10 protein-coding genes and 1 pseudogene are annotated in these 11,983 nt (G+C 67.9%); 8 read left to right on the top strand and 3 right to left on the bottom strand.

All coding sequences use genetic code 11. The features are described 5' to 3' along the window. The first annotated feature begins 3 nt into the window (after positions 1-3). Together KGD87_RS35495 and KGD87_RS35490 are read left to right on the top strand one after the other, a co-directional pair. A complete protein-coding gene (locus tag KGD87_RS35495; RefSeq protein ID WP_284665342.1) occupies positions 4-1,752 on the top strand; it encodes a hypothetical protein in 1,749 nt (582 codons plus the stop codon). An 8-nt stretch (positions 1,753-1,760) separates the two neighbouring features. After that, positions 1,761-2,774 (top strand): phosphotransferase enzyme family protein, encoded by a 1,014-nt coding sequence (locus tag KGD87_RS35490; protein ID WP_284665341.1) that lies wholly within the window; start codon positions 1,761-1,763, stop codon positions 2,772-2,774. 155 nt (positions 2,775-2,929) lie between these two features. On the opposite strand, the gene KGD87_RS35485 is transcribed toward KGD87_RS35490, so the two are convergent. Continuing rightward, on the bottom strand, positions 2,930-3,484 hold the full coding sequence (locus KGD87_RS35485) for a dihydrofolate reductase family protein (protein WP_284665340.1): 555 nt from the start codon (positions 3,482-3,484) through the stop codon (positions 2,930-2,932). Between the two features lie 383 nt (positions 3,485-3,867). On the opposite strand from KGD87_RS35485, the gene KGD87_RS35480 reads away from it, so the two are divergent. Continuing rightward, positions 3,868-4,047, top strand: a complete 180-nt coding sequence (locus KGD87_RS35480; protein WP_284665339.1) for a hypothetical protein — start codon at positions 3,868-3,870, stop codon at positions 4,045-4,047. 159 nt (positions 4,048-4,206) lie between these two features. Here KGD87_RS35480 and KGD87_RS35475 read toward each other — a convergent pair whose 3' ends face one another. Continuing rightward, the gene (locus tag KGD87_RS35475) at positions 4,207-4,743 is read right to left on the bottom strand and encodes a hypothetical protein (protein ID WP_284665338.1); all 537 of its coding nucleotides are present in this window, start codon (positions 4,741-4,743) and stop codon (positions 4,207-4,209) included. Positions 4,744-5,160: 417 nt separating this feature from the next. Here KGD87_RS35475 and KGD87_RS35470 point away from each other — a divergent pair, with 417 nt between their 5' ends. Continuing rightward, a complete protein-coding gene (locus tag KGD87_RS35470; RefSeq protein ID WP_284665337.1) occupies positions 5,161-5,427 on the top strand; it encodes a hypothetical protein in 267 nt (88 codons plus the stop codon). 51 nt (positions 5,428-5,478) lie between these two features. Here KGD87_RS35470 and KGD87_RS35465 read toward each other — a convergent pair. Continuing rightward, positions 5,479-5,700: pseudogene (locus KGD87_RS35465) on the bottom strand (IS66 family transposase); the annotation flags it as partial. A 256-nt stretch (positions 5,701-5,956) separates the two neighbouring features. Between KGD87_RS35465 and KGD87_RS35460 the strand changes: the two are divergent. From KGD87_RS35460 to KGD87_RS35445, 4 genes are all read left to right on the top strand, one after another. After that, complete coding sequence (locus KGD87_RS35460; protein WP_284665336.1) at positions 5,957-7,327, top strand: hypothetical protein; 1,371 nt, start codon at positions 5,957-5,959, stop codon at positions 7,325-7,327. Positions 7,328-7,534: 207 nt separating this feature from the next. Further along, the gene (locus KGD87_RS35455; protein ID WP_284665335.1) at positions 7,535-9,238 is read left to right on the top strand and encodes a DUF1592 domain-containing protein; all 1,704 of its coding nucleotides are present in this window, start codon (positions 7,535-7,537) and stop codon (positions 9,236-9,238) included. Beyond that, positions 9,235-10,659 (top strand): DUF1552 domain-containing protein, encoded by a 1,425-nt coding sequence (locus tag KGD87_RS35450; protein WP_284665334.1) that lies wholly within the window; start codon positions 9,235-9,237, stop codon positions 10,657-10,659. The genes KGD87_RS35455 and KGD87_RS35450 overlap by 4 nt, the downstream gene beginning before the upstream one ends. Before the next feature lie 189 nt (positions 10,660-10,848). Continuing rightward, a complete protein-coding gene (locus KGD87_RS35445; RefSeq protein ID WP_284665333.1) occupies positions 10,849-11,970 on the top strand; it encodes an epoxide hydrolase family protein in 1,122 nt (373 codons plus the stop codon). Positions 11,971-11,983: the final 13 nt, after the last annotated feature.

Here is an 11,983-nt window from a genome sequence, read left to right as displayed (position 1 = left end):
GCCATGGCACAACTGCAAGCGGATGAGATGCTCTACATTCCCAATCGAAGGCGGCTCACGCACGACCGGCTCGACGCGGGGAATGGCCAGCAGGTCCTGCACCTCTTCTATGGCGAGGTGGAGCTCATCTTCGACGAGCCGGACATCGCGCCCTTGGGCGAGAAGCTGCTCCAGGTCGAGCAATTTCAAGCCTCCGACGCCATGGCGTGGTCGGACGGCGCGCCCCATTCCTGGGACAAGATCCGGGACCTGCTCGAAGCATTGATCGAACAGGGGGTGTTGAGGCGGGTCTCGGATGCGCCCACGGGCCGCCCCTCGGTGTCCTTCCCTGAGCGGTTGGGTGAGGTGCCAGCGGGGCGTGAGCCGCTCACGTTCAGCGCCAGCGACAATCGTTGCCCCGTGCTGACCGAACAGGCGTTCGGACGGGCGTTCGAGCTCTCGAACCTCGAGGTGGTCGTGCCGGTCTACCGCGTGGCGCATCCGGCGCTCGACGGTGACGGCCGGCAAGTGGGCGAGAACAACGTCGCACCGCGCACCTTGTTCCTCGATCTCCCCACCGTGCGCAAGCAGTGCCACTACGCGGGGAGCCGGTACCAGAGCGAACGCCCGATGAACGTGACCGCGATGAAGGGCATGGCGCGTCAGTGGCCGGACCTGCTCTCGCTGACCGAGCAGTTCCGCAGGGCCTTCCTCGCGCGCATGCCGCCCCGGACCCCGGGCGTGCTCACCGCGGGCGAGCTCCACATGATGGTCGTCTGCACGCTCGCGTCGGTCGGGTACGTGCTGGTGCGGGGCACCCATCCGGTGCCGAACGGCGAGCTCGACAGCGGGCTCGCGGCCATGTTCCGGCTGATCGACGGAGTTCGCCTGGTCACCAACGACCTGGTGCGCGACGCCCCCGAGCAGCCCGTCACCGCGCAATCGATCGTGGACTATGCCGAGCGTCACGCGGTCTTCCATGGTCCGCACGGCGTGTGCGCCGGGCCGCCGGCGCTGATCAACGAATATATGCAGGTGTTGACCGGCTCGGCCCCGGCACCCATCGAAGCCCAGCCCGACATCGCAGCGCGCCTCGGCGATCTCGACGCCGCGCTCGATTACGGCCTGCTCGGGCAGCGCGTCGAATCGGTGGTCCGCTTCCTCGGCGCGACCCAGGGGCTGCTCCACGAACGGCTCCGGGCGGCGTTCGCCGGACACCTCCCGCGCACCGCGCTGCAAGCGTGCGTGGAGGCGCCCATCGATGTCGCGCATTACCCGTTGCTCCGGGACGATTTCCCACTCGCCGAGACATACCAGCGCGAGATCAAGCTCAGCCGCTGGTTGTTCGCGCGCATCGGCGAGGCGTTCCCCGGCACGCCACAGGGCACCTCGCTGGACGCGCTGGCGAAGCTGGATCCCGCCGAGCAGGCCACGAGCCAGCGGCGACTGGCCGAGCTCTTCGCGCATGGGCTGCCGGGAGACAAGGTCGTGGCGGAGCCCATCTGCGGTGAGCTCGCTGGCGTCGCCGCCAGCGCGTTCGCCCTCGAGCGCCGGTGCCTGCGCGTCGTCGAGCGCGAGCAAGCGATGCTGAACCAGCGGCTCCGGCGCCCGGATCACCCCCTGACCGGCGCGGACCTGGCTGTGTTCACGCGGCCGCGCAATGGCCCCCCGTTGGCGGAGACCCTCGCGCGCGGCCTGGGCGTCTCGGTCACCAGCGACTCTGCCTCGACCGTGCTGGGCTACGGTGAGAGCAGCCTCACGTTGAAGGACTAGAGGGTTCAATGCATCCAGAGCTCGTCCGCCGCTTCCACGAACCGATTCGCGATGAGGCTGCGCGCCGGTATGGCCTGTCGCCCGAGCAGCTCACCGAGCTCACGGCCTTCGAGAACTTCGTCTACGAGGCGGAGAACGACGACGGCGAGGGCCTGATCTTGCGCATCTCGCACAGTACGCGGCGAACAATCGACTACACGCTGGGTGAGGTCGAGTTCGTTCGCTATCTGGCCGCCGCGCGCATTCCAATCGCCTCGCCGGTCCTCTCCGATGCGGGGCAGTTCGTGGAGCGGATCGAAGACCGCGAGCCCGGCAGCTACTTCGTCGCCACCGCGTTCGAGCGCGCGCCGGGCATCGTCTTCGACGACGCGCCTCCGCTCAAGGAGCGCTACTGGAAGCCCCCCCTGTTCCGCGACCTGGGCCGGCTGTTCGCGCGGCTCCACAACCGCGCCCAGACCTACGCGCCTTCGAGCCCCAGGCTCAAGCGCCAGGAATGGCATGAGTACGACGTGGTCGACATCGACCGGTTCGCGCCTCCCGAGGAGAAGCTCGTTCGCGAGCGCACCGCGGCGATCATCGCGCGGTTGAACCAGCTACCGCGAACACCGGAGAGCTACGGGCTGATCCACGCCGATCTCCACATGCACAACTTCTGCTTCGCCGAAGGCAAGGTCACCGCGTTCGACTTCGACAACTGCGAGTACGCGTGGTTCGTCAAGGACATCGCGGTACTCCTCTTCTACATCGCGCGAGGCGAGGCTCGAGAGGCGCGCGACGAAGCGGTCGCTGCGTTCCTGGGGCCGTTCCTTGAAGGGTATCGGGAGCTCCGCCGGATGGAGCGCGAGTGGCTCGCGGCCGTGCCGGACCTGCTCGCGCTCCAGCGCTCGATGAATTACGCGCTGTTCCACCAGTATCGCGACCCGGCCGTGCTTGACGAGAGCACGCTCGACCGGTGGGGGCGGTTCCGGCGCGACATCGAAGCGGACACACCCATCCTGCAGATTGATTTCACGAGCTTCTAGCTCACAAGAGGGATGGGGGCTGCAGAGGGGCCGAGGAGGGCCGCTGACGGGGTAGGCTCAGTGGCACACGCCGACGCGGCATGGCCGTCCCGACGCGACGATGCGGACGCTGCCGCACAGGCAGCCGCCGGAGAGGCGCTCGGGTCCTTCCACGCTCATCCCGCTTTGCGACGGAAGTGGAGCGCCTGCACGCCGGACTTGAACCGCTGCGTCGATAGGAGCTCGAGGTGCCGCGCACTCGACAGGCCATGAAACAACGTCGGCCCGCGGCCACTGATGATGGGATGAACGACGATGCGGTATTCGTCGATGAGCCCCAACTCCTCGAGCACAGTCGCGAGCTTGGGCGCTCCGACGAGGACCCCCCGCTCGGTCTTCGCTTTCAGCGCCGAGATCGCCTCGCGAAGGTCACCCTCTACCTTGATCGTGTTCTGCCACGGAAAGTCGCTCCGCGAGCCCGACACGACGTACTTCGCCTTCGCCTCGAGCTTCTGTGCCCACTCGCGCATCGCGCGCGGCGCCTTTTCGTCGCGTGCCACTGCGGGCCAGGCCCCCTCCATCAGCTCGTAGGTGTTGCGCCCGAAGAGCATCGCCCCGCTCTGCTCCATGAGCTGCGTCCAATAGTCGTGCAGCTCGTCGTCCACGATTCCCTGGGTGTGATCGATGCACCCGTCCAAAGTCACGTTGAGACCGAAGGTGAGGAGGCCCATGGCGTGGGATTCTACGAAAAGCGCGCCCAGCGCGCAGCAGCCCGAGCCATCGACGCAATGTGTCCTTCCGGCAAACGTGCGTGAAGGGCCCTGGCGCCCCCCGGTACCGTCTTCGGCCCATGGGAGTGGACCGGGAGAGACACGGTGGCGCGACGAAGTAGAGCCGCAGCGGCAGAGGTGGAGGCGTTGCGCGGGCGCGTGCAGCAGTGGCGGCTGACGCGTCCCCAGCAGGGACGGATGCCGGAGGCGCTGTGGAGGGCGGCGGTTTCGGCGGCGCAGCGCTACGGAGTGTCGCATGTCGCGCGCGCGTTGGGGGGGGTGGGCCATGCCCGCTGGAGGCCCGGACGTCGGCGGCGCTCCAGCCGAGCCGCCAGTCAGGCGCGGTGGCCAGGCCGGACGGCTTCGCCGAGGTGAGCGCCGCGCGACTGCTGGCACCCGTCCCCGCCGCCAACCTCGTCATTGAGTACGAGGCCCGGGAGGGCGGCCGGCTGACGCTCACCGTGCCCGCCTCGTGCCAGGGCTTCGACGTGCCGGCCCTGGTGGCCGCGCTGCGGGGCCCATGATTCAAATCACTCCCCAGATGCGGGTGCTGGTGGCCATTGAGCCGGTGGACTTCCGCCGGGGCATTGATGGCCTGGCCCGGCAATGCCGGGCGGCCCTTGCGGAAAACCCCTTCAGCGGGACGGACGACACCCAAGCAGCAAATCCAATCCAACAGACAGCTAATAGCTGCACTGCAGCACCATGTCGTCGAAGCGAACAAACTTCTTGATGTTGTCACTATTTCCATAGATCACCTGCAGGTAGACCGTTCCAAACCTGGAGAGGTTCAGGTTGCCGATCGCGATCTGGTGGTAGCCAGTGCCATTTCCGACGATCCATGGATAGGTCTCAGCGATGATCGTCCAGCCGTTCGGATTCCAGATTTGCAAACCCACAAAGGCGCCCGGCGCGAGCACATTCACGGACACTGCAGCGGCGCAGTTGTGCCGCTGCCAGTGGCCGATATTCACCGGAATGCGATTGGCCGCCCAGCCGTTGCCAACGTACAACCAGCCGTTGTTCGCACCGTAGAGGGCCACGCCGCCGTTGATGTCGTAGCCGGCCACGCCGTCGCCATCGCCGCCGCCCTGCCAGCGGGTCCACGGCGTGGGCCCCTCAAGGCTGTCCCAAACCTGGATGATGTCCGCGTAGGCCGCATTCGTGCCGAGCATCGTGAGACTAGCGGCCACCACTGCCGCAGTACGGACAAAGGTCATTCCAGACACAATCCCACTCATAATCATCCTCGCAATAGCCCCTACTGGAGGCTGTTTCCAATCCAGGCCACTCAAACAACAAAACTCCAATCCCACACCAGCAACCCACGTCTCGCCAACACTCCACCACAACCCCCTAAGAGCAACTCAACGAGGCACCCCCAAGTGGGCAAAAATCAACACCCCCATCGCCAGCCACAACTACGTCCATAACAATCCAACACCTACGCCACAATCACAGCAACACGTAACCGTTCAGGGGTGGTGTTGAGGCCGTCGGCGCGGCGTGCAACCCGTGGCGGATGCACGCGCCCCCCCTGCGACGCTGGAATTGAAGATTGAACGACTGGTCCACGAGCACCTGGTGGAGCAGCAACGCCTGGTGAAGGCGGCGGTGGGGAGCGCGCGTTCTCGGCGGTGGCTCCCGCGCCCGCCGTGGCGATGCAGCGGCGGGGAACGAGAGTCCGACGCTCTTCAGATGCCGTCGCCAACCTCGCGAAGCGGTTGCTCGATGCGGTGCAGGCGTGGCCGGGCGAGACGATGAAGGTCATCGCCGCGCACGTCGGAGAAAAGCCTCGGGCGCATCATCGGCCGATGATGCGTTTGAAGCACGAGGGCCGCGTGCGCAGCACAGGAGAGCGGAACGCGACGCGCTACTTCCCCATGGGAGGCAAGGCCACGTAGCGTTCAGGGCGCGGCGAAGAGCGAGGGCGCCCCCGTCCGGACGGCGGTGCATCAGGCCGTCAGGAATTCGAGCACATTCTTTTCCTGCTTGCGGGCGGTGTGCGCCACCGTCATCACCCTCTCAACGAAGAGGTTCTCCCGGGTGCTCTGCGTGCCGAAGCTTCGCTTGCGCCACAGGGCGAAGGCCCGCAGCTCACGCTCCGCGTGGTTGTTGGTGGGCTCGACTCCGTCCCTGTCGACGAAAGTCCACAGCGCCGCCCGGTGCTCGATCAACCGCCCATCCCACCTGAACGCTTACGCGAAGTCACCTATCCGGGAATGCTGCACCTCACGGTGGGCATCATCACCTGATTCCACGCGCTCCTACCGAGATAAGCTCTAAGCTCCGGGATCTTGGCCCCTCAATTGCCTTAGGCTGAGGCAGCCCCCGTCTCGTCACTGGAAGCCGAGCACCCATGCGTTCCCGCCCCTTCGTCCCTATCCTCCCGGCCGCTTCCACCTCGTCTGTCCGCTCCAAGGAGGTGGCCCTGTGAGTCGCATCGCGGGATGGGTGTTGCTGGTGCTGGCGCTGGTCGTGTCGTACCGCCCGGCCGAGGCCGCGCAGGCGAAGAAGACGCAGGCGCAGAAGACCCAGGTGGCGGTGCTGCGCCCGGAGGGCCCCCAGGCGGCGGCGCTGCGCAGGGTGCTGACGCAGGAGCTGGGCAAGAAGGGACGCGGGCGAGAGGTGCTGCCCGCGAAGAAGGTGGATGCCCAAGTGAAGCGCATCCGCGGCGGTCCGAAGACGGCTGCGCAGCGGCAGGCGCTGGCGAAGAAGCTCGGCGCGGACGTGCTGATCCTCGCCTCGGTGAAGGGGACGAAGCGCTGGGACGTGGAGGTCCGCGCCTACTCCGGCAAGGACGGCACCCTCCTCGCGGAGGAGCGCTGGGACGTCCGCCCCCACCGCGCCTTCCCCGACGTGCGGCGCGAGCTCGAGCCCAAGCTGGGCGCGGCCCTGAAGCCCGGCCCGGCGCAGCGCCTCCCGCCTGCCGCCGTCACGCCTCCGACGCCTGTCTCCGAGCCGGAGGTCGCGCCCCCGACCCCCATCGCGGAGGCACCGCGCCCGGCGGTGGTGAAGCCTCCTCCGCCCTCCGTGAAGAAGGAGGAGCCGCCGGTGAAGCCCGAGCCGACCGCAGCCGGCCTTCGCAACCTGGACGGCCCCATCCTGGAGGCGCTGCTGTCCGGACAGGGGCTGTTCCGCCGCTTCAACTTCTCGGGCAACAACGCCAACGCGCTGCCCGACTACAGCCTCAACAGCGCCGCGGCGGCGAGCCTCGCGGTGAGCTACTTCCCGCTCTCCCACTTCACGGATGGGATGGTGCACAACCTGGGTATCGTGGCGCGGGGCTCACGCGCCCTCGGCCTGTCCACGCAGCTCCCGGATGGCTCCACGTACGGCACCACCGCGCAGTTCCTGGAGGGGGGCCTGCGCTTCCGCCTGCCGCTGCGGTGGCTGGAGGTCTCGGTGGGCGCGCTGTACGGCACCCACTCCTTCGCGGTGGACCTCCCGCCGGAGAGCACCTTCGCCCTGCCCGACGTGGACTACCGCTTCGCGCACGTGGAGCTGGGCCTGCGCAAGGCGCTCACCGAGCGATGGGCCATCGCCGCGCGCGCGGGCTACCAGCACGTGCTGAGCAGCGGCGAGCTGTCCTCGGACGACTACATCCCGGAGCTGAGCGGCTCTGGACTCGATGGCGAGCTCGCCGTGGAGTTCGCCCTGACGCGCATGCTGGGTCTACGGCTGGGCGGAGAGCTGCGGAGCTACTCCTTCACCGCCGACGCCGCGGAGGGAGCCCCAGTCTTCGCCGGCGGCGCCAAGGACCTGTACTTCAACGGTCAGCTCGGCGTGTATCTGAGGCTGTAGCACCGGCGCATTGAGGGGGTCTGTCCCCCACGCATGTGGCGCCTCCTCCACACTTTCCGCCACGGATGCACGCGTGACACGAGTTTTTCAGTATCCGTGTCATCGGGCCATATGACCGATGCGCGTGCGAGTCGCGGATACATTGACAGGAACGCGTCATCCATCCGATGGATATGTCTCCCAATGATGGAGGCGCTCGTGCCGAGGATGCGGTCACAACGGTTGTCACGAGAGCCAGCGGAGCGGGGACGGTGGTGGCGCCCGGTGGTGCTCGGGCTGGTCTTGAGCGGGGCTGCTGGCTGCGAAGGAACGATCTCCAACCCGGAGGGCCCCGGCCCCGGTACACCCCCGCCCACCGTCATCGAGAAGCCAGCCCCGTCCGTGCGGATGGCGCGCCTGACGCACGTGCAGTGGGCCAACAGCGTGCAGGAGCTGCTCAGGCTGGACGCACCGCCCACCACGCTGGCGGGCACCTTTCGCGCGGACCCCGCCCAGAGCGGCTTTCTCTTTGACAACGATGCGCGCGCCCTCTCCGTCGACGAGGCCCTCTGGGGCGCCTACCAGCGCGCCGCCGAGGAGCTCGCCGGCCAGGTGACGACGGACGCGACGAAGCTCGCGCGCCTGCTGCCTCCGTCGGCCGCCACCGACGAGGAGCGCGCCCGCGCCTTCGTGGAGTCCTTCGGCCTGCGCGCGCACCGGCGCCCGCTGACGTCCGAAGAGGTGGAGCGCTACCTCGGGCTGTACCGCAAGGGGCCCCAGGCCTACGCGGACATCTCGGCCTTCGAGGGTGGCATCCGGCTGGTGCTCGAAGCCTTCCTCCAGTCGCCCCACTTCCTCTACCGCGTAGAGCGCAGCACGGAGGCCGTGCAGGACCGGGTGCCGCTCGACGACTACGAAGTGGCTTCGCGGCTGAGCTACGGCCTCTGGAGCGCCATGCCGGACGACGCCCTGTTCGCCGCCGCGAGCGAGGGCACCCTGCACTCCCGCGAGGGCGTCGCCACGCAGGCACGGCGCATGCTTCAGGACGCGCGCTCGAACAAGGTGGTGGAGGCCTTCCACAGCACCCTCTTCGACGTGCCCCGCTATGCCGCCATCCGGCCCTCCCTCACGCGCTACCCGCAGGTGTCCGAGCGCCTCGGGGAGTACGCGGCCCGGGAGACGACCCTTTTCGTCCAGGACGTCGTCTTCTCCCGCAGGGGTGGCTACAGCGACCTGCTCACCTCGCCGGCCACCTTCGTCAACGACGAGCTGGCGCGCGTCTACGGGCTGAGTGGCGCGTTCACCGCCGACTTCGTCCCCGTGACGCTGGACTCGCGCGAGCGCAAGGGCGTGCTCACCCAGGTGGGCTTCCTGGCCTCGCACGCGACGTCGGTGGACCCGGACCCCATCCACCGCGGCGTCTTCGTGTCCGAGCGCATCATCTGCCGGAAGATTGGCGCGCCGCCGGCCAACATCCCACCGCTCCCCGCCCCCCAGGGCCGCACCAATCGCGAGGTCGTCGCCTCGCACACCGAAGTGCCAGGGACTGCGTGCGCCAGCTGCCACTCGAACCTCATCAACCCGCTCGGCTTCCCCTTCGAGAACTTCGACGCCATCGGCGGCTACCGCACCACGGACAACGGACATCCGGTGGACGCCAGCGCGTCTCCCAACATCTTCGGAGAGACGGTGTCGGTGCGCGACGCGCTCGACCTGGCGGACGCGCTCGCGGCCAGTGAGGTGGTGCATTCGTGCTACGCGCGGCACTGGGTGGAGTACCTCCACGGGCGCCCGTTCTCCCACGAGGATATGCCGCTGGTGGAGCGGCTCGGAAAGCTGTCGCAGGCGGGCAACCTGTCCATCGTTGACCTCGTGGTGGAGGTCGTCACCAGCGAGGGCTTCGTGAATCGCCACCCGGAGGAGCTGCCATGAAGCTGAGTCGCCGGCTGGTGTTGAAGGGCCTGGGCGGGACGATGCTGAGCCTGCCGTTTCTCGAAGGGCTGATGCCGAGGACCGCCCGCGCGGCGGACTCGGGGGCGCTGCCGTACGCCATCTTCTTCCGGCAGGCCAACGGCGTCGCCTCGGCCCAGACGACGTCGGAGCTCGGCGCGGAGCCGGAGCGCTTCTGGCCGCGCACCCTGGGTGCGCTCACCGCGGAGAGCATGGCCGGGCGGGCCGTGGGCGTGCTCAATGACCACCGCGCGCACCTGCTGCTGGTGCGCAACGTCAACATGAGGGACTACAACTACGGGGACGGCCACGCCCGCGGCGCCATGCAGGGGCTGACCGCGCGGGGCCCCGTGGTGGAGGGCGCGGGCGGCGGCTCCGAGTCCGGAGGCGAGTCCATCGACCACCGCATCGGCCGCGAGCTCAATCCGCAGCAGCGTGACTCGCTCGTCTTCTACGCGGGTCGGCGTGGCGGCTGGCTCGGGGGGCCCTGCCTCTCCTACCGAAGCAGCAACGTGCGCCGGGCCGCGCTGCATGACCCGTGGAATGCGTACCAGACGATGATTGGCGGCCCGGGAGGCCTGACTCCCGAGGCTCGCGAGCAGCTCCTCGTCCGGCAGCGCAGCGTGAACGACCTGGTGAAGGCCCAGCTCCAGGCGCTCCAGCAGCGTCCCGAGCTGAGCGCGTCCGACCATGAGCGCCTGGACCTGCACCTGTCCAACGTCCGGGACCTGGAGGTCGCCCTGAGCTGCCGCATGCGCGCGGACCAGGAGCTCATCCTCCAGCAGCAGGCGCCCGGCTATGACAGCACAGACGGCACCGAGGTGCTCGCCACCGCCAGGCTGCACATGGACATCGCCGTGATGGCGATGGCGTGCGGCACCAACCGCGCGGCCGTCATCCAGGTGGGCAACGGCAACGACGGCGACACGCGCTACCGCAACCCGGAGACGGGGCAGTTGATGGAGAACTTCCATTACGTGTCCCACCGTCGCTCGTCGCACGACGCCAGCGGCGGCATCATCACCGGTTCGGACCTGCTGCACCACCACGTGGACGTGCAGTTCGCGAGCGCCTTCAAGCACCTCCTGGACCGGCTGGTGGCCTACCAGATGCCGGACGGAAAGCGCCTCATCGAGCACGGCGTGGCGGTCTGGTACAACGACCTGGGCAACGGGCCGGCGCACTCGGCGCGCAATGTGCCCTTCGTCCTGGCGGGGAGCTGCAATGGCTTCCTCAAGCAGGGCGTCTACGTCGAGGCGTCGGGCGGCGGCAGTCCCAACCACAACCGGATGCTGAACACGATTGGCACCGCCGTGGGGCTGAGGAACGCGGCCGGCGGGAACCTGGACGACTTCGGCGACCCGGCGCAGACCAAGGGCGTGCTCTCCGAGCTCATCGCCTGAGTTGAGTGGACAATTGCGGCCTGCTCCCGTGTTCGGCGCTGGAGCAGGTCGTTCAGGCAGCGTGACCACGCTGTTCGTGGAGCTGGGGCAAGCGCCTGGCTGGGCGAGCGTGTGACCGAACACTGCTGACACGCCCTGTCAGCACACCTCGGGCACAACCTTGGGATGCACAAACCAAGGAGACGCACGATGAGCCCATTCACCATTGCCATTTCCGATTCCGAGCTCGCCGACCTTCGGGCGCGGCTGAAGGCAACTCGCTTCCCCGCAGCGGTCGAAGGCGTCGGCTGGGACGATGGCACCGATGCTGAGCTGCTCAGGAAGTTGGTCACCCACTGGGCGGAGCGGTTCGACTGGCGCACCGCCGAGCAGCGCCTCAACGCGATTCCGCAATTCATCGAGGAGATCGATGGCGAGCGGGTTCATTTCGTTCATGCGCCGGGTCAGGGCGAAACCCGCATTCCCATCGTCCTTGCCAATGGCTGGCCATCGAACTTCGTCGAGTTCCTGCCGCTCATTCCGCTGCTCACCGCCGAGCAAAACGGGGTGTCGTTCGACGTCATCATTCCCTCGCTGCAGGGATTCGGGTTCTCGGGCCGGCCGACGAAGAAGGGCATGAACATGAGTCGCATGGGTCATCTCTGGGCCGAGCTGATGACCCGGCTGAGCTACGAGAAGTTCCTCGTTGCGTGCTCGGACCTGGGCTCCGGGGTCTGCTTCAGCCTGGTCCGCAACCATCCCGGCCGTCTCATGGGTGCGCACTACCTTAACGTCTTTTCGGGGTACCCGCGACCGGAGGCGCCGACGCCCGAAGAAGCGGACTACTTCCGGCGCGTCGATCTGTGGACCGTCACGCAGGGCGCCTACGTCATGCTTCACGGAACCAAGCCGCAGACGCTCGCCGTCGGCCTCAACGACTCACCCGCGGGCCTGGCGTCGTGGATCATCGAGAAGTTTCACAGCGTGAGCCGGCTGCAGGACGGCCGCCTCGAGTCGGTCTATTCGCTCGACGACCTCTGCACCCTGCTCTCGGTCTACTGGTTCACCCAGACGATTGGTTCATCGGTTCGGCTGTACAAAGAGGCCTTCGCCGATCAGGAGCTGCTGGCGCCGATGCCCCGCCACGACGTGAAGCATGGCGTGCTGGTGCCCGCCGACGTCGACAATCCCGCGCCGCGCGCCTGGGGCGAACGGCACTTGCAGAACCTGGTCCACTGGACCGAGGCGCGGCAGGCCGGGCACTTCCCAGCACTCGAGGCTCCGGAGCACTACGCGGCCGATATCCGGGCCTTCTATCGCACCATCAGGTGAGCCGCGCGCGCGC

This window comes from Myxococcus sp. SDU36 (assembly GCF_030168875.1).
GTDB lineage: Bacteria > Myxococcota > Myxococcia > Myxococcales > Myxococcaceae > Myxococcus > Myxococcus vastator.
This window is presented reverse-complemented; position numbering and strand designations above follow the sequence as displayed.

What these genes read in the sequence shown, in the direction of transcription:
- KGD87_RS35485 (WP_284665340.1), bottom strand. Translation starts at nt 3,484, where the DNA reads ATGGGCCTCCTCACCTTCGGTCTCAACGTGACTTTGGACGGGTGCATC.
- KGD87_RS35475 (WP_284665338.1), bottom strand. Translation starts at nt 4,743, where the DNA reads ATGACCTTTGTCCGTACTGCGGCAGTGGTGGCCGCTAGTCTCACGATG.
- KGD87_RS35445 (WP_284665333.1), top strand. Translation starts at nt 10,849, where the DNA reads ATGAGCCCATTCACCATTGCCATTTCCGATTCCGAGCTCGCCGACCTT.
- KGD87_RS35455 (WP_284665335.1), top strand. Translation starts at nt 7,535, where the DNA reads ATGCGGTCACAACGGTTGTCACGAGAGCCAGCGGAGCGGGGACGGTGG.
- KGD87_RS35490 (WP_284665341.1), top strand. Translation starts at nt 1,761, where the DNA reads ATGCATCCAGAGCTCGTCCGCCGCTTCCACGAACCGATTCGCGATGAG.
- KGD87_RS35495 (WP_284665342.1), top strand. Translation starts at nt 4, where the DNA reads ATGGCACAACTGCAAGCGGATGAGATGCTCTACATTCCCAATCGAAGG.
- KGD87_RS35450 (WP_284665334.1), top strand. Translation starts at nt 9,235, where the DNA reads ATGAAGCTGAGTCGCCGGCTGGTGTTGAAGGGCCTGGGCGGGACGATG.